This is a genomic window from Psychromonas arctica DSM 14288, from assembly GCF_000482725.1.
Taxonomy (GTDB): Bacteria; Pseudomonadota; Gammaproteobacteria; order Enterobacterales; family Psychromonadaceae; genus Psychromonas; species Psychromonas arctica.
Genome location: NZ_KI519477.1, coordinates 397,066 through 418,947, shown reverse-complemented (window position 1 = coordinate 418,947; position 21,882 = coordinate 397,066). Strand labels below are relative to the sequence as shown.

The following is a 21,882-nucleotide window of genomic DNA, read 5'->3' as shown; positions in this document are numbered from 1 at the left end:
AACTAAATGTTACGACTCTTCGATTTTATATTTTCTTTATTCGGTTTGCTTTGCTTATGGCCTATTTTATTAGTACTTGTTATTGTTGGTTACTTTGATACTGGCTCCCCCATTTTTTTACAGACACGGGTTGGTCGATACAAAAAACCCTTTACTTTAATTAAATTAAGAACGATGTCAGTAGAAACTGTTTCTGTTGCTACCCATGAAGTAGATAAAGCGAATATTACTAAACTTGGGCATTTTCTGAGAAAAACTAAATTAGATGAGTTACCTCAACTTATCAATGTTGTAAAAGGCGAAATGAGCTTAGTAGGGCCTCGTCCTGGTTTATTCAAACAAACCGACTTAATAACAGAACGTGAAAAACTTAACGTTTATAATATGCGTCCTGGTATTACAGGGTTGGCACAAATAAACGAAATTGATATGTCGACACCAGCTCTTTTAGCTGAATGGGACAATAAAATGATCCAGACCATCACAATCAAAGATTATTTTTATTACATCTTTGCTACTTTAACAGGTAGTGGATCAGGAGATAGGGTTAAATAATAACTGTTTCTTATTGTAAAGTTGATACTTTTTACTTGTATATGAACAGAACGAATATTGTATTTTTAAAATTTTTTATTATCTCTTATCCTCAGTAAAAAAATTATAAATCGTATTACCACAACATTCTGTGGTAATACGAAATAGGTTAAATCCCCTAAGTTTTGGAAAATTTATAAGTGCGGTAGCCACCAATTAAGTTGCGTGCTTTAAAGCCGTTATTCACTAACTGACGATAAGCAACATTGCCACGTAAGCCAACTTGACAATAGATAATGATCTCTTTGTCCTTTGGTAGTTCGTGTAGTCGTTGGCGTAGCTCATCCACTGGAATGTTGATAGCTTCTCCAATTTTCCCTAACACTTCTAGTTCACCTGAAGTACGTACATCCAATAATATTTGTTGGTCAGTTAAGTGATCAATTTCATCAAAATGTATGGCTTTAGTATCTCCAATCATAAGGTTATAGGCTACAAAAGCTGCTTGGTTGATAACATCTTTAGCGCTACCAAATGGTGGTGCGTAAGTCAGTTCTAGATGTTGTAGTTGCTCCACTGTCATGCCTGCTCGTTGCGCGACAGCCATGATATCGATTCGTTTGTCGATACCATCTTTACCTGCGGCTTGAGCACCTAGAATTTTTCCTGTTTGTGGGTCAAATAACATTTTAAATGAGACTATTTCTGCACCTGGATAGTAACTAGCATGGCTTGCAGTGTGTACAAATACTTTCTCGTAGTTAATACCTTTTTGTTTAAGTTGCTTTTCATTTTGACCCGTTGAAGCGATCGCTAAATCAAATATTTTACAAATAGCTGTGCCTTGAGTACCTTGATAATCTTGATTGCGACCAAACATATTATCAGCAGCCATGCGTCCTTGTCGGTTTGCAGGGCCGGCTAAAGGGACGATTGTTGGTTTACCTGTTACAAAGTCCTGTTCCTCAATGGCATCGCCAACGGCATAAATAACAGGATCACTGGTTTGTAATTGTAGGTTGGTTTTAATGCCACCTAATAAACCAATGTCTAATCCAGCCTGTTTAGCTAAACTGGTTTCAGGTCGAACACCAATGGCCATAATCAATATATCCGTGATCAGTTGTTCGCCATTACTTAAACTGAGGTTCAGTTCGCCTTGTAAATGTTGGTTGTCGATACTTTCACCAATGTCTTGATTAGCGATGTGATCATTTTTAATATATTCAACACCCTGTAATGCAACGCCTAGACGTAAGTCTATACCATGATCGCGGATCACTTGATGAGCAAATCCAGCCATCTCTTTGTCTACTGGAGTCATCACTTGGTCTGCTAATTCCAATAAGGTGGTTTTAATGCCCAATTGATGAAATGCTTCCATCATCTCTAATCCAATAAAACCTCCGCCTACCACGGTCGCATGCTTAGGTTTATTGTATTTGATGGTATTGATTATGTTATCCATATCGGGAATATTACGCAGTGAATGCGTTAATGGATTATCAATCCCCGGAATATTAGGTACGATCGGAGCTGCCCCTGGACTTAATACTAAAAAGTCATAGCTTTCAGTATATTCACTGCCATCATTGAGGTTTTTAATGGTGATTGTTTTTTCGTTGCGGTTAATGCGAATAACTTCTGACAATGGTCGTACATCAACGTTAAAACGAGCTAAGAAGCTTTCCGGAGTTTGTAGTAATAATTGATTGCGATCCTTAATATCTCCACCTACATGGTACGGTAATCCACAGTTAGCAAAAGAGATAAATGGGCCTCGTTCAAGCATAATAATTTGTGCATCTTCACTTAAACGTCTTGCGCGTGCTGCTGCTGATGCCCCTCCAGCAACGCCACCGATAATTACAATTTTTGTCATATCCAATTTACTCCGTATTGCTCATTATTAACTTGATGGTGAGATTTTATTGATCGTTGATCATTATTTATTAACCACTAGTCGTGATTGAATTTACAAAAACTATAAATTATTAAATTAGCTTTGTCTAATTTAACTTTATCTAATTTAGCTTTTTCTAAATAAGCATTGACTAATGTCAATGTGGTCAGTATTCTTTTACAATAAATAAATCGTATAAGGTGAAATTCATGGAACTCGATGAAATGAAGTTACGCGCTGGTGAAGTGGCTGAGTTGTTAAAGACCATGGCCCACCAAGAGCGTCTCATGGTGTTGTGCCAATTAATCGAAGGGGAAGTTGGGGTCACTCAATTACAAGCCGGGTCTGAATTAAGTCAGTCGGCATTTTCACAACAATTATCGGTGTTACGTAAAAATGGTTTGGTTGATGTGCGTAAAGAGTCGCAGCAGGTATTTTATTCCTTATCAGACCCACGCATTAAAGCGTTAATTATAAGTTTGCATGGGATTTTTTGTGTTTAAGTAAAACTGGTTTAATCAACTTAATTGAGAGAAATATATGACGTTTTCAATACCTTGGCATGCATTATTGGGGGGAATGTTGTTAGGTTTATCTGCCGCCATTCTCATGTTGTTTAGTGGTAAAGTTGCGGGTATTAGTAGCATTGTGAATGGTTTGATACAGCCTAAAAAAGGGGATACAGCTTGGCGTGCTGCTTTTATTATTGCGATGATTTTGAGTGCTATTTTTATCGCCCCCTTTGATATTAATTTACCATCTTTACGCCCCGATAGTTACTTATTGATAGCGTTAGCGGGTCTACTCGTGGGTGTGGGCACCCGTCTAGGTAATGGTTGTACTAGTGGTCATGGCATTGTTGGTATGGGACGTTTTTCGGTGCGATCTATTGTTGCTACTGTCGTGTTTATTATTAGTGCAATAGTGGTTGTTTATTTTCGTCAATTATTCGGAGCTATATAAATGCACTATTCATCTTTATTTCGTATTGCAGTTGCAGCGGTAGCGGGGTTGTTATTTGGTGCTGGCATGGTGATTTCTGAAATGGTTGATCCTAATAAAGTGACCGCTTTCTTAAATGTAACGGGAGCATGGGATCCTAGCCTTGCTTTTGTGATGGGAGGAGCGCTATTAGTGTTCACGCCTATTTATCACGGTGTAATTAAAAAACGCCAAACAGCTATCAATGGTGAACCTTTGCAATTAAGCCATAAGACAAAAGTGGATGCGCCATTAATTCTTGGTGCTAGCATATTTGGCATTGGATGGGGGCTAGCTGGGTTCTGCCCTGGTCCTGCAGTGTCTAGTCTGAGTTCAGTTAATCCTGTTATAATTGTGTTTATTGTTTTTATGCTTTTAGGGATGCAGCTTGCTAATCAATATTTAGTGGGCAGAGTTTGTTCGTTGTTTACTACTAAGCGTGGGCATTAATTACAGTCATCGCTATGGTGTAAGGTTAATGTTTGTTAATATAAAACCTAGATTCAATTAATAAGATAAACCACCTCAATACTTTGTTTGAGAGAGGCGATGGTTAGGTGATGATGTAAGAGAAAAGTAGCTTGTTTATCTTTTATCAATAAGAATTGTTATTTTTGTATATAATCAGGTTACAAAAGACAGAAAAATCCTTATACTTACGTGCTTTATTTTTAGGTGACGACTTATGCTTAATATAAAAGCAGTCTTTCACCTACTAAACAATCGCTTTAAATAGGTGGTTGTTTTACCTCTTAGCAACTGATGCTAGGGTCGGTATTATTAATTTTAACAGTGGATAAAAAGCGTTATGACAACAGTAAATTCTGAAAACAGCAAAAGCTCATTCGATGGAGTTAAATGGACGATCACCGTTTTATTATTAGCAGCAATCATTGTTGGTAATTATTTATATGGCGAAGAAACGCATGTTGTATTACGTGTAGCAGTACTTTTATTATTAGCTGCTTTAGCCGTTCTTTCTGCTGCATTTACTGAAAAAGGCAAAACGTTTATTGGTTTTGCTAAAGATGCGCGCCTTGAAGTGCGTAAAGTTGTTTGGCCAACTCGCCAAGAAACAGTACAAACTACATTAATCATCTTAGCGGTATCAACCATTGTTGGATTGATATTGTGGGGTCTTGATGGCATTTTCGTTCGCCTCATCGCGTTTATCACTACCTCTATTTAAGGGTTTATTATGACTGAAGAAGTTCAAAAAAAGAGATGGTATGTAGTCCAAGCCTTTTCTGGGTATGAAGGACGTGTACAAAAAACATTAGTTGAGCACATCCGTTTAAATGAAATGGAAGAGCACTTTGGACAAATCTTAGTCCCAACTGAAGAAGTTGTTGAAATGCGTGCTGGCCAAAAACGTAAAAGTGAACGTAAGTTCTTCCCTGGTTACGTTTTAGTTGAAATGGCAATGAATGACGATAGCTGGCATTTAGTAAAAAGTATTGACCGTGTAATGGGTTTTATTGGTGGTACTGCAGAACGTCCTGCTCCTATCTCACAAAAAGAAGTGGATAATATTCTTAACCGCTTACAAGAGTCTCACGATACACCTCGTCCACGTACCTTGTTTGAAGCAGGTGAAGTGGTTCGTGTTAGTGATGGTCCATTTGCTGACTTCTCTGGTACCGTTGAAGAAGTTGACTACGATAAGAGCCGTTTAAAAGTATCGGTTTCTATTTTTGGTCGTGCGACACCAGTTGAACTTGAATTTTCTCAAGTTGAAAAAAGCTAATTAATTTATAACAAACCAGTTATTTGTTAACGCGTATCTAAGCCAATAAGGTTATTCTTATTGGCTTTTTGTTTTTTAATCACCTGTAATTGTTATTAGGTTAAAAAAACACCAAAAGATCTTGTGAAATGAGGTGGCTTACAGTTATAATTCGCCGCCCATTTTATTTGTGGTGAGAACTTTAGTTAACACGGCAAATTCAATAGGATCGAGTAGGCTGCAATAATGCAGTCACTTATGTATTCATCGGGAAGCTGAGTTTTTTCAGCGTTATACCCAAACAAAGGTAATATATCATGGCTAAGAAAGTAACCGCATATATCAAGCTGCAAGTTTCAGCTGGTATGGCAAACCCGTCACCACCAGTTGGTCCTGCACTTGGTCAACACGGTGTTAACATCATGGAATTCTGTAAAGCATTCAATGCAAAAACAGAAGCTCAAGAAAAAGGCGCGCCAGTTCCTGTAGTAATTACAGTATATGCTGACCGTTCTTTTACGTTCGAAACTAAGACTCCACCTGCATCTTACTTACTTAAGAAAGCTGCTGGCATCAAATCTGGTTCTGCTGTACCTAACAAAAATAAAGTAGGTAAAGTAACAGTTGCTCAACTTGAAGAAATCGCTAAAGCGAAAGAAGTTGATTTAACGGGTGCCGATCTTGAAGCGATGGTACGTTGTATTGCGGGTTCTGCTCGTTCTATGGGTCTGGAAGTAGAGGGTTAATACAATGGCTAAATTATCTAAACGCATGACAGCTATCCGTGCAGAAGTTGACGGAACTAAAGAATACGATATCAATGAAGCAGTAGCACTTTTACAAAAGTTTGCTACAGCTAAATTCAGCGAAAGCATTGATGTTGCAGTTAACCTAGGTGTTGATCCTCGTCGTAGTGATCAAAACGTACGTGGCGCAACTGTATTACCACACGGTACTGGTCGTGAAGTTCGTGTTGCTGTATTCACACAAGGCGCTAACGCAGAAGCTGCTCTAGCTGCTGGTGCGGATATCGTTGGTATGGACGATCTTGCTGCTAAAGTTAAAGCTGGCGAAATGGATTTTGACGTAGTAATTGCATCACCAGACGCTATGCGTGTTGTTGGTCAATTAGGTCAAATCTTAGGTCCACGTGGCCTAATGCCTAACCCGAAAGTTGGTACTGTTACACCTAACGTTGCTGATGCAGTTAAAAATGCTAAAGCTGGTCAGGTTCGTTACCGTAACGACAAGAATGGTATTATCCATTCTACAATCGGTAAAGCAACGTTCACTGCTGAACAGATTAAAGAAAACCTAGAAGCTTTGATTATTGCGCTTAAAAAAGGCAAACCATCAGGTGCTAAAGGTCAATTCATTAAGAAAGTTTCTCTATCTACAACTATGGGTGCAGGTCTTAAAGTTGACCAAGCAACTCTAGTAACAGTAGTAGCGTAATTTTTTGTAGTGATTTGATGATTAATCATCAAGTCACTATACAAGGTGGCATATTGTTTGTATAATATGCGACCTTACTTTGGAGGGCCTTAGGTCTCTTCTTAGACCGCAGGTGTTAAATCTCTGATTTGACTTAATTTCCTGCGTAGACGGTACCGGACCCCAGAAAGATTATTCTACTGGATCCGAAACCAAAATAGTGCCTCACCATTAGGTGAGGGTGTTTATCTAGGGTAAAACCTAGTGGAATCCAGGAGTAAAACCAAATGGCATTAAGACTCGAAGACAAACAAGCTATTGTTGCTGAAGTCAACGAAGCTGCTAAAGGCGCTCTGTCTGCTGTTGTCGCTGATTCACGTGGCGTAACAGTAGGTGCAATGACTGAACTTCGTGCAAAAGCACGTGCAAACGGTGTATTTTTACGAGTAATTCGTAATACATTAGCACGTCGTGCAGTTGAAGGTACTGACTATGCATGTCTGGCAGATACGTTTACAGGTCCTACTATCCTTGCTTTTTCAAACGAACATCCAGGTGCAGCAGCACGTCTTTTAAAAGACTTTGCTAAAGCTAATGAAAAGTTTGAAATTAAAGGGCTAGCATTTGAAGGCGAATTTATTGAAGCCGATCAAATCGACCGTTTAGCGACATTACCAACTTACGACGAAGCAATTGCGAAACTGATGGCTACTATGAAAGAAGCTGCAGCGGGCAAACTTGTACGTACTCTGGCTGCAATTCGCGACCAGAAAGAAGAATCTGCAGCGTAATTGCTGTAATACCATTTTATAATCTATATATAGGAATTGACTCATGTCTCTTACTAAAGACCAAATCATTGATGCTGTTGCAGAACTATCTGTAATGGAAGTTGTTGAACTAATCGAAGCAATGGAAGAAAAATTCGGTGTATCTGCTGCTGCTGTTGCTGCAGGTCCTGCTGCTGCTGGCGAAGCTGCTGCTGAGCAAACTGAATTCAACCTTGTACTTACTGCTTTCGGTGAGAACAAAGTTAAAGCAATCAAAGCTGTTCGTGCTATTACAGGTCTAGGCCTGAAAGAAGCGAAAGACGCTGTTGAATCTTGCCCTGCTGTATTGAAAGAAGGCATCTCGAAAGACGAAGCTGAAGCTTTCCAGAAAGAGCTTGCTGAAATCGGTGCAACTGCTGAACTTAAATAAGTTAGATTTTCTAACTTATTAGCCATGAAAATGGCACTGGCTGGTGATTATTTAATCACCGGCCTTTTTGCGCTATAGGATACCGTGATTTATCATTATTTTTTACGGTCATCGGACGCTTAAGGTGATGTTATTGCCATATTGTTTCGAACGATAAAGTCAGCGATATAAGCTGCGCCTTAAAAACAGGCTCAAACAGAAACAATAACGACATTTAAAACATCATTAACACCAAAATAATGTGCCGCCGTTGTCATGCAATAAGTTTCAAGCCAAGTAAGACAACTATGACCAATTTAATCAGCGAGCAAAGGAACCACATGGGTTACTCTTATACTGAGAAAAAACGTATTCGTAAGGATTTCGGGAAACGCCCACAAGTAATGGAAAAACCATACTTGTTGGAGATTCAACTAGATTCATTCAAACGATACATTGAAGTCGATCCGACTGGCGAAGTAGGTTTACAAGCTGCTTTTAACAGCATCTTTCCTATCGCAAGTTACTCAGGCACTTCGGAGCTACAATACGTAAGCTACCGCTTAGGTGAACCTGTATTCGATGTAAAAGAATGCCAAATCCGCGGAGTGACATACTCTGCCTCTTTACGTGTAAAACTACGTCTTGTTATTTATGATCGTGATGCGCCAGCAGGCACGGTTAAAGATATCCGTGAACAAGAAGTTTACATGGGTGAAATGCCACTCATGACAGAAAACGGTACTTTTGTAATCAATGGTACTGAACGTGTTATTGTTTCTCAATTACATCGTTCACCTGGTGTTTTCTTTGATCATGATAAAGGCAAAACACACAGTTCGGGTAAAGTGTTATATAACGCACGTGTTATCCCTTACCGTGGTTCTTGGTTAGATTTTGAGTTTGACCCGAAAGATAACTTATTTGTTCGTATTGACCGCCGTCGTAAATTACCTGCGACTATCATGTTACGTGCACTTGAGTACACAACAGAACAAATCCTAGATATCTTCTTTGATACAACTCAGTTTGTTGTTAAAGATGGTGTTATTACGATGGCATTAATTGCAGACCGTTTACGTGGTGAGCAGTTTAACTTTGACATCGTGAGTAAAGGTACAACTTATGTTGAAGCAGGCAAGCGTATTACTGCTCGTCATATTCGTCAACTTGAAAAAGACGGCGTACAACATATTGAAGTACCATTTGAACATCTAGAAGGTAAAGTATCAGCGAAAGATTACATCAGCAGCGAAACTGGTGAAATCATTGTTAATGCTAATGATATCTTTACGCTTGAATTATTAGCTGAGCTAGCGCAGTCAGGTATTAAAAAATTCGAAGCGATTTACACTAATGAATTAGATTGTGGTGCATTTATCTCGGATACATTACGTGTTGATTCTTCAACTAACCGTTTAGAAGCGTTAGTAGAAGTTTACCGTATGATGCGTCCTGGTGAGCCACCAACAAAAGATGCTGCAGAAGGTTTATTCCAAAACTTATTCTTTGCAGAAGAGCGTTATGACTTATCTAAAGTAGGTCGTATGAAGTTCAATCGTCGTGTTAACATTGAAGGCGATGTAGGTCCTGGCATTCTATCTAACGAAGATATCTTAAGTGTAATGAAAACACTGATCGATATCCGTAACGGTAATGGCGAAGTTGATGATATCGATCACCTTGGTAACCGTCGTATTCGTTGTGTAGGTGAAATGGCTGAAAACCAATTCCGTGTTGGTCTAGTACGTGTTGAACGTGCTGTTAAAGAGCGTCTATCTTTAGGCGACCTTGATGCGACTATGCCGCAAGATCTGATCAATGCAAAACCTATCTCAGCTGCTGTTAAAGAGTTCTTTGGTTCATCACAACTGTCTCAGTTTATGGATCAAAATAACCCGTTATCAGAAGTAACACACAAACGTCGTATTTCTGCCTTAGGCCCTGGTGGTTTAACACGTGAACGTGCTGGCTTTGAAGTACGTGACGTACACGTAACGCATTACGGTCGTTTATGTCCTATCGAAACACCTGAGGGACCAAACATCGGTCTTATCAACTCGTTAGCTACTTTCTCTCGTACTAACAGTTACGGTTTCTTAGAAACACCTTACCGTAAAGTGATCGATGGTAAACCTTCTGATCAAGTTGAATATTTATCAGCTATCGAAGAAGGTACATTTGTTATCGCACAGGCATCTGCCGGTCTTGATGAAAATGGCATGCTTAACGAAGATATGATCCAGTGTCGTCATAAAGGTGAAACTACCTTCATGGGACCAAACGACATTGATTACATGGATGTGTCACCACAACAGATCATTTCTGTTGCTGCGTCACTTATCCCGTTCTTAGAACATGATGATGCTAACCGTGCCTTAATGGGTGCAAACATGCAACGTCAAGCTGTACCAACACTACGTGCTGATAAGCCATTAGTAGGTACAGGTATAGAACGTCGTCTAGCGATCGATTCTGGTGTAACCATTATTGCAAAACGTGGCGGAACAATTGATTACGTTGATGCATCTCGTATCGTAGTTAAAGTTGCTGATGATGAATTAGTTGCTGGTGAAGCCGGTATCGACATCTACAACTTAACTAAATACACGCGTTCGAATCAGAATACATGTATTAACCAAAAACCAACGTGTAAACCTGGCGAGCCAATTGTTCGCGGTGACGTATTAGCCGATGGTCCATCGACTGATATGGGTGATTTAGCACTTGGTCAAAACATGAAGATTGCCTTCATGCCTTGGAATGGTTACAACTTTGAGGATTCAATCCTTATTTCTGAGCGTGTATCTCAAGAAGATCGTTTTACTACGATCCATATCCAAGAGTTCTCATGTATTGCACGTGAAACTAAATTGGGTACTGAAGAGATCACGGCCGATATCCCTAACGTTGGTGAATCTGCACTAAGCAAACTAGATGAGTCTGGTATTGTTTATGTAGGTGCTGAAGTTAAACCAGGTGATATCTTAGTAGGTAAAGTAACACCTAAAGGTGAAACTCAACTTACGCCAGAAGAAAAACTATTACGAGCAATCTTCGGTGAAAAAGCGTCTGACGTTAAAGACAGCTCTTTACGCGTAGCTAACTCAACTTACGCAACAGTAATTGACGTACAAGTCTTTACTCGTGACGGCGTTGAGAAAGACAAGCGTGCACTAGAAATTGAAGAAATGCAGTTAAAAGCGGCGAAGAAAGATTTAACTGAGAAGTTTAAACTTTTAGAAGGCTCTATTTACGAAAAAGCATTAAACCTATTAGTTTCTGCTGGTCAAGAAGAAGCGCGTCTACTACAAATGCCTAAGGCTCAGTGGTTTGATATCGTGCTTTCTGATGATGAGAAGCAAACGCTTTTAGATCAAATCAATGCACAACACGACGAAATTAAAGCAAACTACGATAAAGAGTTTGATATTAAACGTCGTAAGATTACACAAGGTGATGATTTAGCACCAGGTGTACAAAAAATTGTTAAAGTTTACTTAGCGGTACGTCGTCGCCTACAACCAGGTGATAAAATGGCCGGCCGTCACGGTAACAAAGGTGTTATTTCAAACATCGTACCTGTAGAAGATATGCCTCACGATGAGTTTGGTGTTCCAGTTGATATCGTACTTAACCCATTGGGTGTACCATCACGAATGAACATCGGTCAGATTCTTGAAACACATCTAGGTCTAGCGTGTAAAGGTGTTGGTGAGAAACTAGAGCGTATGATCAAAGATCAGCGTGAAGTTGAAATCAGCAAAGTACGTGAATATGTACAAAAACTTTACTCATTCGGTGATGCTCCGTGTCATGTTGACTTAAATGACTTCGATGACGAAGCTGTATTACGTCTTGCTAAAAACCTATACAAAGGTTTACCAGTAGCGACTCCAGCATTTGATGGCGCACACGAAAGCGAAATCCGTGAATTGTTACGCATGGCTGATTTACCTGAGTCTGGTCAGTTACAATTAACTGATGGCCGTACGGGTATCCCATTTGAACGTCCAGTAACCGTTGGTTATATGTACATGTTAAAACTAAATCACTTAGTTGATGACAAAATGCATGCACGTTCAACAGGTTCTTACAGCTTGGTTACTCAGCAACCACTTGGTGGTAAAGCTCAGTTCGGTGGACAGCGTTTTGGTGAGATGGAAGTATGGGCACTAGAAGCTTACGGTGCTGCTTACACTCTACAAGAGATGCTGACAGTTAAATCGGATGATGTTAACGGTCGTACTAAGATGTATAAAAACATCGTAGACGGTGACCATAGAATGGAACCAGGCATGCCTGAATCATTCAACGTATTGTTGAAAGAGATCCGTTCATTAAGCATCAATATCGAGCTAGATGAATCTAACTAAAATTCGTTTTAGTTGAAAATATGTGGCGTCTCGGTTTTTTGAGACGCCTAGTTTTAACTCCTATGGGAGAGTAGCGTGAAAGACTTACTCAAGTTTTTAAAGCAACAAAATAAAACCAAAGAATTCGATGGTATTAAAATCGGTTTAGCATCACCAGAAATGATCCGTTCATGGTCTTTTGGTGAAGTTAAAAAACCAGAAACCATTAACTACCGTACATTCAAACCTGAACGTGAAGGTTTATTCTGTGCACGTATCTTTGGTCCAATTAAAGATTACGAATGTTTATGTGGTAAGTACAAGCGCCTAAAACATCGTGGTGTTATTTGTGAAAAATGTGGTGTTGAGGTTACTCAAGCTAAAGTTCGTCGTGACCGTATGGGACACATCGAATTAGCATCACCTGTTGCACACATTTGGTTCCTTAAATCACTTCCGTCTCGTATCGGCTTAATGCTAGATATGACGTTACGTGATATCGAACGTATCCTCTATTTTGAATCTTTCGTGGTTGTTGAACCAGGAATGACTGATCTTGAGCGTGGCCAAATTCTTCTTGAAGAAGAGTACTTGGACAATCTAGAGCAATGGGGCGATGAGTTTGACGCAATGATGGGCGCTGAAGCCGTATTTGCACTACTTAAGCAACTAGATTTAGAGCACGAAATCAAAGGTATGCGTGAAGAATTAGAAACAACTAATTCTGAAACTCGCCGTAAGAAATTAACTAAGCGTCTGAAGTTGGTTGAATCTTTCCACCAGTCTTCAAACAAACCAGAGTGGATGATCTTAACAGTACTTCCAGTACTACCACCTGATTTACGTCCTCTAGTACCGCTAGATGGCGGACGTTTTGCAACGTCTGATCTAAATGACTTATACCGTCGTGTTATTAACCGTAATAACCGTCTAAAACGTCTTTTAGAACTAGCTGCACCAGATATCATCGTACGTAACGAAAAACGTATGCTACAAGAATCTGTTGATGCGTTATTAGATAATGGTCGTCGTGGCCGAGCTATTACAGGTTCGAACAAACGTCCTCTAAAATCGCTTGCAGATATGATCAAAGGTAAGCAAGGTCGTTTCCGTCAAAACTTACTAGGTAAACGCGTAGATTACTCTGGTCGTTCTGTAATCACAGTGGGTCCAACGCTACGTTTACATCAATGTGGTCTTCCGAAGAAGATGGCATTAGAGCTATTCAAACCATTCGTATACGGTAAGTTAGAAGCATTAGGTCTTGCTACTACTATTAAAGCAGCTAAGAAATTAGTTGACCGTGAAGGTGGTGAAGTTTGGGACATCCTAGAAGGTGTTATCCGTGAACATCCAGTGCTACTTAACCGTGCACCAACACTTCACAGACTAGGTATCCAAGCATTTGAACCTGTATTAATCGAAGGTAAAGCGATTCAATTACATCCATTGGTTTGTGCGGCATACAATGCCGATTTCGATGGTGACCAAATGGCGGTACACGTACCGTTAACAATTGAAGCGCAGCTTGAAGCTCGTACGTTAATGATGTCTACGAATAATATCCTATCACCTGCAAATGGTGAGCCGATTATCGTACCGTCACAAGACGTTGTATTAGGTTTGTACTACATGACTCGTACTCGTATTAATGCGCGTGGCGAAGGCATGTACTTCAAAAATGCAAAAGAAGCTGAAAAAGCATATCGTGCTGGCGTTGTCGACTTGCAAGCAATTGTTAAAGTTCGTATGACACAGGTACACATTGCAGAAGATAAATCTCGTACATCAACAACTGGTTTAGTTGAAACGACGATTGGTCGTGCCATCTTATCTTTAATTATGCCTGAAGGTTTACCATTCGAGCACGTTGATTTGAACATGGGCAAAAAAGCAATCTCTAATGTGCTAAATGCTTGTTACCGTTTACTAGGTATTAAAGACACTGTTATTTTTGCTGACCAATTGATGTACACAGGTTTTGAGTACGCAACATTGTCAGGTGCCTCTGTAGGTATCGACGACATGGTTATTCCTGATGCTAAGAAACGCTTAGTTGAAGAAGCTGAAGCTGAAGTACTAGAAATCCAAGAGCAATTCCAAGCTGGTCTTGTTACTGCGGGTGAGCGTTACAATAAAGTTATCGATATTTGGGCTAGTGCGAATGAGCAAGTGGCTAAAGCGATGATGGAAAATCTTTCTAAAGACACAGTCTTAACAGCGAAAGGTGAAGAAGTTCAGCAAGATTCGTTTAACAGCGTTTACATGATGGCCGACTCGGGCGCACGTGGTAGTGCTGCTCAGATTCGTCAGCTAGCCGGTATGCGTGGTCTGATGGCTAAACCAGATGGTTCAATCATCGAAACGCCTATCGTGGCTAACTTCCGTGAAGGTCTAAACGTACTTCAGTACTTTATCTCGACGCATGGCGCACGTAAAGGTCTAGCCGATACCGCACTTAAAACAGCAAACTCGGGTTACCTAACTCGTCGTCTTGTTGATATTGCTCAAGATTTAGTTATTACTGAAGAAGATTGTGGTAGTACTGAAGGTCTGTTAGTTACTCCGTTAATTCAAGGTGGCGACGTTGTTGAACCACTTCGTGAACGTGTACTAGGTCGTGTTGTTGCTCGTGACATCATTAAACCAGGTACTGATAACGAAGTCTTAATCGCACGTAACGTATTACTTGATGAAAAATACTGTGACTTAATCGAAGAAGCATCGGTTGACCAAGTATGGGTTCGCTCTGTTATTACTTGTAATACTGACTTTGGTGCTTGTGCACAATGTTACGGTCGTGATTTGGCTCGTGGACACATGGTTGGTCAAGGCGAAGCAGTTGGTGTTATGGCCGCTCAGTCTATCGGTGAACCTGGTACACAGTTAACGATGCGTACATTCCACATCGGTGGTGCAGCATCGCGTTCTGCATCAGAAAACAATATCCAAGTTAAAAATACTGGTAAAGTTAAATTACATAACGCTAAGTTTGTAATTAACTCTGATGGCAAAGTAGTTGTAACGTCTCGTTCAACTGAGCTAACCGTTATTGATGAATTAGGTCGTACTAAAGAGAATCACCGTCTACCTTATGGTGCTGTTCTTGAGAAGCAAGATGGTGCAGCAATCACTGCTGGCGAAATCATTGCTAACTGGGACCCGCATACACATCCAATTATTACGGAAGTGGAAGGTACGGTTGAGTTCTTAGACTTTATTGAAGGCATTACTATTAATAAACAAACTGATGAACTAACTGGTTTATCAAGTATTGTTATTATTGACCCTGCACAGCGTCCAAGTGCAGGTAAAGAAATGCGTCCAATGGCTAAATTAGTTGATGCTAAAGGTAATGATTTATTCATTCCTGGTACTGAAGTTGCTGCGCAATATGCACTTCCTGCCAAAGCAATCGTTAGCCTAGAAGATGGTGCTCAAGTACGAGTTGGTGATGCGGTTGCTCGTATCCCTCAAGAAAGTTCGAAAACTCGTGATATCACGGGTGGTCTACCTCGCGTAGCTGACTTATTTGAAGCTCGTACACCTAAAGATGCCGCTATTCTTGCTGAAGTATCTGGTACGTTAGCATTTGGTAAAGAAACCAAAGGTAAGCGTCGCCTAGTGATCACTCAAGCAAATGGTGATGTTTACGAAGAGATGATTCCTAAATGGCGTCACCTAAACATCTTCGAAGGTGAGAAGATTGAAAAAGGTGAGGTTATTTCTGACGGTCCTGAGTCTCCTCATGACATCCTTCGTCTACGTGGTATTAGCCCAGTGGCTAACTACATCACTAACGAAGTACAAGAAGTATACCGTTTACAAGGTGTAAAAATTAATGATAAACACATTGAAGTTATCGTTAATCAAATGCTACGTAAATGTACTATTACTGATGCGGGTGATACACAGTTCTTAGTCGGCGAACAAGCTGAAGTAGCACGTGTTATCATTGAAAACCGTCGCTTAGAAGCTGAAGGCAAAAACTTAGCTAAGTTTGAGTACCAGTTACTAGGTATTACTAAAGCATCACTAGCAACTGAATCATTTATTTCAGCGGCATCTTTCCAGGAAACAACGCGCGTTCTTACGGAAGCAGCTGTTGCAGGTAAATGTGACCAATTACATGGCTTGAAAGAGAATGTAATCGTAGGTCGCTTGATTCCAGCTGGTACTGGTTTTGCACATCACCGTACTCGTGCTGCAGCTAAAGCGAAAGAGCTTGAACCTGTAACTGAAGAGCCAATCATCGATGTTGAAGCAGCTGAGCAAAACTTAGCTGACTTACTAAACGCCGTTGATTTTGGTGAATAAGGATCGGCTTCAAAAATTATTTGAACTTTTGTTTTCAAAATAATCAGTGTTTAAGGTTTTTTGAAAACAATTTAGAGAAAGTTATTTTGTAACGATTCCTCATGTAATTAAAATGATGTTTAAATAAAAAAGGTGCTTCGGCACCTTTTTTTATGCCTGAAATTTTAGTTTGAAGCGGGGTGATAAATGCTTAGCTGTATATGGGGATCTAGAAAGAATAAAAGCAACAAATTAAAAGCAATTAACCACAAAGGTGCGAAGAACACGAAGGAAAAGTCCTTAGTGATTTATAAGCGCACGATTTGCAACATATCTACAGAATGGACATTTACTCGCGTTAATATTCGTTACTTTTTATATGATTAATCAATCTTCGTACTCTCTGTGTCCTTCGTGATTATTCTGTTTATTTTTATAGGCATATTATTTGTCGTAAATCTAAAAAATTATCCCTTGATTGATTGTTCAGCTACTTAAGCTTCTTTTTCTCTATCTGATTGGTTAATTATTTTTATGCCTAAAGTTTTAATTTTGACTTGTAAATAGGCTTGTTTTTATTTAGCTTCTACCTCAATATGTCGATACTAATTTTTCACTCACTAGGAATATTATAAAATGACAACTAAAACAATTATTAACACAGAAAATGCACCTGCCGCTATTGGTCCTTATTCACAAGCAAATCAATTAGGTAATTTAGTCTTCACTTCTGGTCAAATTCCACTTGATCCTAACTCGATGGAAGTTGTTGCAGGTGGCGTTACTGAGCAAGCAGAGCAAGTAATGAAAAACTTAATGGCGGTATTAAAAGAAGCGGGCGCATCAGCTGAAACGGTAATTAAAACGACTTGTTTTATTAAAGATATGAATGACTTTGTTGCATTCAACGAAGTTTATGGTAAATACTTTGCTGAATTAGCACCTGCTCGTTCATGTGTTGAAGTAGCTCGTTTACCAAAAGATGTACTGGTTGAAGTTGAAGCAATTGCTTACACGGCTTAAGGCTTAGTATGTCAGATTCTGAGGTAATTAAATTCTCTTTGTTAGTGACTGGAAATCCAGCTAGCAGTCAAAATGCCGCCTCTGCCTTACAGTTTTGCGAGGCAGTATTAGCTGCTGGGCATAAAATATGCGGCGTTTTTTTCTACTTAGATGGTGTACTAACAGCCAGTGATTTAATTAACCCTGCCAGCGATGAGGTGAATATACCTGATCGCTGGGTTGCTTTAGCGACTCAATACAAGTTTGCACTTGAAGTTTGTGTCTCAGCATCACTACGTCGTGGTATTGTTAATGAGCAAGAGGCGGCACAATTAGGTTTACAGCATTACAACCTTAAATCCCCTTTTTTACTCAGCGGGTTAGGGCAATTAGCTGAGTTATCTGCTAGCTGTGATCGATTAATACAGTTTTAGGGCATGAACATGGAAAAGAAAATTGGCATCATAAATCGACAAGCTCCCCATGGTTCAAGTACTGCTCGTGAGGCATTAGATTTAACCTTGGCGATGTCTGCTTTTAACGAATCCTTAAGTATATTTTTTATAGGTGATGGTGTTTATCAATTATTAGCAAAACATCAAGCAGATTTTATTTTGCAAAAAGATTTTCAGCCGATGTTACAAATGCTTGAGCTTTATGATGTTGAGCAAATTTATGTTTGTCAGGATTCACTCTCAGTAAGAAATATTTCGGTAGAACAATTAGTTATTAAAACGACGCTATTAAGTACTGATGAAATTAATGAATATCTTCAACAACAACACCAATTAATGAGTTTTTAGATGATATTACACACTGTTAGCCGTTCTCCATTTAATAGCTTTGCCCTAAAAGATTGTGTTAAGCAATTGAGTGATAATGACCTTTTGTTATTACTTAATGATGCAGTCTCAGCCGTTAGTGCAACAACGGATCAGCATTCGCACCTGCTACAGCTAGATCAAAGTAAGCGTTTGTTTGTATTAGACGTCGATCTACAGGCTCGTGGATTAAAAGCAAATATGGGACAGGTAGTTAGCTACGCGGAGTTTGTTGCGTTAACTATTCGTTGTCAAAGTCAGTTAGCTTGGTAAGGCTTTTGATAAAAACAGATAACAGCAATTCCTACCTCTAAATCAATAAACTAAACATAACTAGTCGCCTCATTTTACTTTTCTTATTTTGTGAACAAAAACACAATTGTCTATTTATTGACTCGCCTTTCTATTCAGCGTAAACTCTTGCGACCCTAATCTTTAGGGCTTGATTTTTCACACACACATTAGGAGCTATTTAACAATGGCAACAATTTCACAATTGGTACGCAAACCGCGTAAGGACAAAGTTCAAAAAACTAACGTTCCTGCGCTAGAAGCGTGTCCACAAAAACGTGGTGTATGTACTCGTGTATATACAACTACACCAAAAAAACCTAACTCGGCAATGCGTAAAGTTGCTCGTGTACGTCTAACTAACGGTTTCGAAGTAACTTCGTACATCGGTGGTGAAGGCCATAACTTGCAAGAGCATAGTGTAATCTTGATCCGCGGCGGTCGTGTAAAAGATTTACCGGGTGTTCGTTACCATACAATTCGTGGTGCACTTGATACTTCAGGTGTTTCTGCACGTCGTAACGGTCGTTCTAAGTACGGTGCTAAAAAGCCTAAATCTTAATACTTTCCGTAAGTAAGGCCAAACAAACACTATTTAATTTTAATATGTTTTGGGTAAAATCCTGAAGCGCACGGAGATAATAAGATGCCAAGAAGACGCGTCGTAGCTACTCGTAAAGTACTACCAGATCCTAAGTTTGGATCAGAAGTTCTAACAAAATTCGTTAACGTAGTAATGGTTGACGGAAAAAAATCAATTGCTGAAAAAATCGTTTACGGTGCATTAGCAACTGCTGCTGAAAAAAGCGGCAAAGACCCAATGGAACTTTTTGAAGTTTCATTAGAAAACATCCGCCCAAGCGTCGAAGTTAAATCTCGCCGTGTTGGTGGTTCAACATACCAAGTTCCTGTAGAAGTTCGTCCTTCTCGTCGTAATGCGTTAGCAATGCGTTGGTTAGTTGAAGCTTCTCGTAAGCGTGGTGAAAAATCAATGGCATTACGTCTAGCTGGTGAGCTAGTAGATGCAGCAGATAACAAAGGTTCTGCGGTTAAGAAACGTGAAGACGTTCACCGTATGGCTGATGCAAACAAAGCGTTTGCTCACTACCGTTGGTAGAAAATTCTTAGCACAGGCTTTTGCTTGTGCTTTTTCGTTTCTATTTGCACAAAGCTTTATTTAAGAAGGACATTGCATTGTCACGTACAACTCCTATTGAGCGCTACCGTAATATCGGTATTGTCGCTCATGTCGATGCAGGTAAAACTACTACTACAGAGCGTGTGTTGTTCTACACTGGCGTATCTCACCGTATTGGTGAAGTTCACGACGGCGCAGCAACAATGGACTGGATGGAGCAGGAGCAGGAACGTGGTATTACTATCACATCCGCTGCGACTACTACTTTCTGGCAGGGCATGCAAAACCAGTATGAGCAACACCGCATTAATATCATTGATACCCCTGGACACGTAGATTTCACTATTGAAGTTGAACGTTCTTTACGTGTGTTGGATGGTGCTGTAGTTGTATTTTGTGGCTCGTCAGGTGTAGAACCTCAATCAGAAACTGTATGGCGTCAAGCTAATAAATACCACGTTCCGCGTATCGTATTTGTTAACAAAATGGACCGTACGGGTGCTGATTTTGAATCTGTACTTGAGCAAATTCGAAATCGCTTAGGTGCGACTTGTGTTCCTATTCATTTGAATATTGGAACAGAAGAAGACTTTCGTGGTGTTATCGACCTCATTAAAATGAAAGCGATTAATTGGAACGATGCAGATCAGGGAATGACATTTGAATATGATGACATTCCTGCTGATCTACTAGAGCACGCGCAAGCTTTGCACGAAGAACTAGTAGAAGCAGCTGCAGAAGCAAATGATGAACTAATGGAAAAATACCTTGAAGAAGGTGAGCTTTCAGAAGAAGAAGTCAAAGCTGGATTACGTATTCGTACGTTAAATAATGAAATTGTATTAGCGACTTGTGGCAGTGCCTTTAAAAATAAAGGTGTTCAAGCAGTGTTAGATGCGGTCATTGATTATTTACCTTCTCCGGTTGAAGTTGAAGCGATTAAAGCTATCAATGGACACAATGACCAAGAGATTGAATGTCCTGCTACTGACGACGCACCATTTGCAGCACTTGCATTTAAAATTGCAACGGACCCATTTGTGGGAACGTTAACGTTTATGCGAGTTTACTCAGGCGTAGTTAAGTCTGGTGACCAAGTATTTATTCCTATTAAAGGCAAAAAAGAGCGTTTAGGACGCATCGTACAGATGCATGCTAACGAACGTAAAGAAGTCAAAGAAGTTCGTGCCGGCGATATCGCTGCTGCGATCGGCCTTAAAGACGTCACTACGGGGGACACGCTTTGTGTTGTTGGACAGAATATTATTCTTGAGCGTATGGATTTTCCTGAACCGGTGATTCAAATTGCGGTTGAACCTAAAACTAAGGTTGACCAAGATAAGCTAACACTAGCACTTCAAAAACTATCTGCCGAAGATCCTTCATTTCGTGTTGAAACAAATGAAGAGTCTGGACAAATATTGATCTCTGGTATGGGTGAACTTCACCTTGATATCATTGTTGACCGTATGCGTCGTGAGTTTTCTGTGAACTGTAACGTGGGTAATCCACAAGTAGCATACCGTGAAACAATCCGTAAAACGGTTGAAGTCGAAGGTAAGTTTATTCGTCAAGGCGAAGGGCCTAGCCATTATGGCCATGTCCGATTGAAACTAGAACCGCTTGCGGCGGGCTCTGGTTTTGAATTTGTAAACCAAATTACTGATAATGCTATTCCAAAAGAATACATTCCAGCGGTGAGCAAAGGCTGCGAAGAACAAATGAACCAAGGTGTACTTGCAGGTTACCCAATGCTTGACGTTCGAGTCACTTTACTCCATGGTACATACCATGAGGTTGACTCTAGTGAAATGGCATTTAAAATTGCTGGGATGATGGGCTTTAGAGATGGTGCATTAAAAGCTGATGCCACTATCCTAGAACCTTTGATGAAAGTGGAAGTAACAACTCCTGAAGATTGGATGGGCACTGTTGTTGGCGACCTTAATAGTCGTCGAGGTATTATTGAAGGTATGGACGATGGCCCTGGTGGCGTTAAAATCGTACATGCTAAAGTACCGCTGTCAGAAATGTTCGGTTATGCAACCGCAGTTCGTTCAGCTACGCAAGGTCGAGCATCTTATTCGATGGAATTTTTAGAATATGCCGATGCGCCTAAAAAAATTGCGAACGCAATTATTGAAGCGAAATAAAAAATAAATTAAACTAACGCCTTTCCATGTGATGGCATGTGGAGAGGTATTTACTGATAAAGAAGGTAC

20 protein-coding genes are annotated in these 21,882 nt (G+C 39.9%); 19 read left to right on the top strand and 1 reads right to left on the bottom strand.

Translation table 11 applies throughout. The features are described 5' to 3' along the window. Positions 1-6 precede the first annotated feature (6 nt). Positions 7-555: a sugar transferase gene (locus H592_RS0113430; RefSeq protein ID WP_028869219.1), complete on the top strand. Its 549-nt coding sequence runs from the start codon at positions 7-9 to the stop codon at positions 553-555. 157 nt (positions 556-712) lie between these two features. On the opposite strand, the gene H592_RS0113425 is transcribed toward H592_RS0113430, so the two are convergent. Beyond that, positions 713-2,416 carry an FAD-dependent oxidoreductase gene (locus H592_RS0113425; RefSeq protein WP_028869218.1) on the bottom strand — a complete coding sequence of 568 codons (1,704 nt, stop codon included), beginning with the start codon at positions 2,414-2,416 and terminating at the stop codon, positions 713-715. Between the two features lie 230 nt (positions 2,417-2,646). Here H592_RS0113425 and H592_RS0113420 point away from each other — a divergent pair, with 230 nt between their 5' ends. The 18 genes from H592_RS0113420 (at position 2,647) to fusA (ending at position 21,813) form a co-directional block, all read left to right on the top strand. After that, positions 2,647-2,940 carry an ArsR/SmtB family transcription factor gene (locus H592_RS0113420; protein ID WP_037071775.1) on the top strand — a complete coding sequence of 98 codons (294 nt, stop codon included), beginning with the start codon at positions 2,647-2,649 and terminating at the stop codon, positions 2,938-2,940. Between the two features lie 37 nt (positions 2,941-2,977). After that, the gene (locus H592_RS0113415; RefSeq protein ID WP_028869216.1) at positions 2,978-3,400 is read left to right on the top strand and encodes a YeeE/YedE family protein; all 423 of its coding nucleotides are present in this window, start codon (positions 2,978-2,980) and stop codon (positions 3,398-3,400) included. Then, a complete protein-coding gene (locus H592_RS22325; protein WP_037071773.1) occupies positions 3,401-3,868 on the top strand; it encodes a YeeE/YedE family protein in 468 nt (155 codons plus the stop codon). A gap of 358 nt (positions 3,869-4,226) precedes the next feature. Then, positions 4,227-4,607 (top strand): preprotein translocase subunit SecE, encoded by a 381-nt coding sequence (gene secE / locus H592_RS0113405; protein ID WP_028869215.1) that lies wholly within the window; start codon positions 4,227-4,229, stop codon positions 4,605-4,607. Between the two features lie 9 nt (positions 4,608-4,616). Further along, the gene (nusG, locus tag H592_RS0113400) at positions 4,617-5,165 is read left to right on the top strand and encodes a transcription termination/antitermination protein NusG (protein ID WP_028869214.1); all 549 of its coding nucleotides are present in this window, start codon (positions 4,617-4,619) and stop codon (positions 5,163-5,165) included. A 296-nt stretch (positions 5,166-5,461) separates the two neighbouring features. After that, positions 5,462-5,890 carry a 50S ribosomal protein L11 gene (gene rplK, locus H592_RS0113395; protein ID WP_028869213.1) on the top strand — a complete coding sequence of 143 codons (429 nt, stop codon included), beginning with the start codon at positions 5,462-5,464 and terminating at the stop codon, positions 5,888-5,890. Between the two features lie 4 nt (positions 5,891-5,894). Continuing rightward, positions 5,895-6,599: a 50S ribosomal protein L1 gene (rplA, locus tag H592_RS0113390; protein WP_028869212.1), complete on the top strand. Its 705-nt coding sequence runs from the start codon at positions 5,895-5,897 to the stop codon at positions 6,597-6,599. 266 nt (positions 6,600-6,865) lie between these two features. After that, positions 6,866-7,369: a 50S ribosomal protein L10 gene (gene rplJ / locus H592_RS0113385; protein WP_028869211.1), complete on the top strand. Its 504-nt coding sequence runs from the start codon at positions 6,866-6,868 to the stop codon at positions 7,367-7,369. Between the two features lie 43 nt (positions 7,370-7,412). Further along, a complete protein-coding gene (rplL, locus tag H592_RS0113380; RefSeq protein ID WP_028869210.1) occupies positions 7,413-7,778 on the top strand; it encodes a 50S ribosomal protein L7/L12 in 366 nt (121 codons plus the stop codon). A 320-nt stretch (positions 7,779-8,098) separates the two neighbouring features. Beyond that, positions 8,099-12,133: a DNA-directed RNA polymerase subunit beta gene (gene rpoB / locus H592_RS0113375; RefSeq protein ID WP_028869209.1), complete on the top strand. Its 4,035-nt coding sequence runs from the start codon at positions 8,099-8,101 to the stop codon at positions 12,131-12,133. Positions 12,134-12,208: 75 nt separating this feature from the next. After that, complete coding sequence (rpoC, locus tag H592_RS0113370) at positions 12,209-16,429, top strand: DNA-directed RNA polymerase subunit beta' (protein ID WP_028869208.1); 4,221 nt, start codon at positions 12,209-12,211, stop codon at positions 16,427-16,429. A 615-nt stretch (positions 16,430-17,044) separates the two neighbouring features. Then, positions 17,045-17,431 carry a RidA family protein gene (locus H592_RS0113365; RefSeq protein ID WP_028869207.1) on the top strand — a complete coding sequence of 129 codons (387 nt, stop codon included), beginning with the start codon at positions 17,045-17,047 and terminating at the stop codon, positions 17,429-17,431. A gap of 8 nt (positions 17,432-17,439) precedes the next feature. Continuing rightward, positions 17,440-17,844: a sulfurtransferase complex subunit TusD gene (tusD, locus tag H592_RS0113360; RefSeq protein WP_211235665.1), complete on the top strand. Its 405-nt coding sequence runs from the start codon at positions 17,440-17,442 to the stop codon at positions 17,842-17,844. Between the two features lie 9 nt (positions 17,845-17,853). Next, positions 17,854-18,213: a sulfurtransferase complex subunit TusC gene (tusC, locus tag H592_RS0113355; protein ID WP_037071770.1), complete on the top strand. Its 360-nt coding sequence runs from the start codon at positions 17,854-17,856 to the stop codon at positions 18,211-18,213. Then, on the top strand, positions 18,214-18,504 hold the full coding sequence (gene tusB, locus H592_RS0113350) for a sulfurtransferase complex subunit TusB (RefSeq protein ID WP_028869204.1): 291 nt from the start codon (positions 18,214-18,216) through the stop codon (positions 18,502-18,504). 205 nt (positions 18,505-18,709) lie between these two features. After that, positions 18,710-19,084, top strand: coding sequence for a 30S ribosomal protein S12 (rpsL, locus tag H592_RS0113345; RefSeq protein WP_028869203.1), 375 nt, complete (start codon positions 18,710-18,712; stop codon positions 19,082-19,084). Between the two features lie 84 nt (positions 19,085-19,168). Further along, entirely contained in the window at positions 19,169-19,639 is a 471-nt protein-coding gene (gene rpsG / locus H592_RS0113340; RefSeq protein ID WP_025565708.1) for a 30S ribosomal protein S7, read from the top strand. Between the two features lie 77 nt (positions 19,640-19,716). Then, entirely contained in the window at positions 19,717-21,813 is a 2,097-nt protein-coding gene (fusA, locus tag H592_RS0113335; protein ID WP_028869202.1) for an elongation factor G, read from the top strand. Positions 21,814-21,882 lie beyond the last annotated feature (69 nt).

Coding starts and splice junctions, on each gene's coding strand:
- H592_RS0113430 (WP_028869219.1), top strand. CDS start 7: ATGTTACGACTCTTCGATTTTATATTTTCTTTATTCGGTTTGCTTTGC.
- H592_RS0113425 (WP_028869218.1), bottom strand. CDS start 2,416: ATGACAAAAATTGTAATTATCGGTGGCGTTGCTGGAGGGGCATCAGCA.
- H592_RS0113420 (WP_037071775.1), top strand. CDS start 2,647: ATGGAACTCGATGAAATGAAGTTACGCGCTGGTGAAGTGGCTGAGTTG.
- H592_RS0113415 (WP_028869216.1), top strand. CDS start 2,978: ATGACGTTTTCAATACCTTGGCATGCATTATTGGGGGGAATGTTGTTA.
- H592_RS22325 (WP_037071773.1), top strand. CDS start 3,401: ATGCACTATTCATCTTTATTTCGTATTGCAGTTGCAGCGGTAGCGGGG.
- secE (WP_028869215.1), top strand. CDS start 4,227: ATGACAACAGTAAATTCTGAAAACAGCAAAAGCTCATTCGATGGAGTT.
- nusG (WP_028869214.1), top strand. CDS start 4,617: ATGACTGAAGAAGTTCAAAAAAAGAGATGGTATGTAGTCCAAGCCTTT.
- rplK (WP_028869213.1), top strand. CDS start 5,462: ATGGCTAAGAAAGTAACCGCATATATCAAGCTGCAAGTTTCAGCTGGT.
- rplA (WP_028869212.1), top strand. CDS start 5,895: ATGGCTAAATTATCTAAACGCATGACAGCTATCCGTGCAGAAGTTGAC.
- rplJ (WP_028869211.1), top strand. CDS start 6,866: ATGGCATTAAGACTCGAAGACAAACAAGCTATTGTTGCTGAAGTCAAC.
- rplL (WP_028869210.1), top strand. CDS start 7,413: ATGTCTCTTACTAAAGACCAAATCATTGATGCTGTTGCAGAACTATCT.
- rpoB (WP_028869209.1), top strand. CDS start 8,099: ATGGGTTACTCTTATACTGAGAAAAAACGTATTCGTAAGGATTTCGGG.
- H592_RS0113365 (WP_028869207.1), top strand. CDS start 17,045: ATGACAACTAAAACAATTATTAACACAGAAAATGCACCTGCCGCTATT.
- tusD (WP_211235665.1), top strand. CDS start 17,440: ATGTCAGATTCTGAGGTAATTAAATTCTCTTTGTTAGTGACTGGAAAT.
- tusC (WP_037071770.1), top strand. CDS start 17,854: ATGGAAAAGAAAATTGGCATCATAAATCGACAAGCTCCCCATGGTTCA.
- tusB (WP_028869204.1), top strand. CDS start 18,214: ATGATATTACACACTGTTAGCCGTTCTCCATTTAATAGCTTTGCCCTA.
- rpsL (WP_028869203.1), top strand. CDS start 18,710: ATGGCAACAATTTCACAATTGGTACGCAAACCGCGTAAGGACAAAGTT.
- rpsG (WP_025565708.1), top strand. CDS start 19,169: ATGCCAAGAAGACGCGTCGTAGCTACTCGTAAAGTACTACCAGATCCT.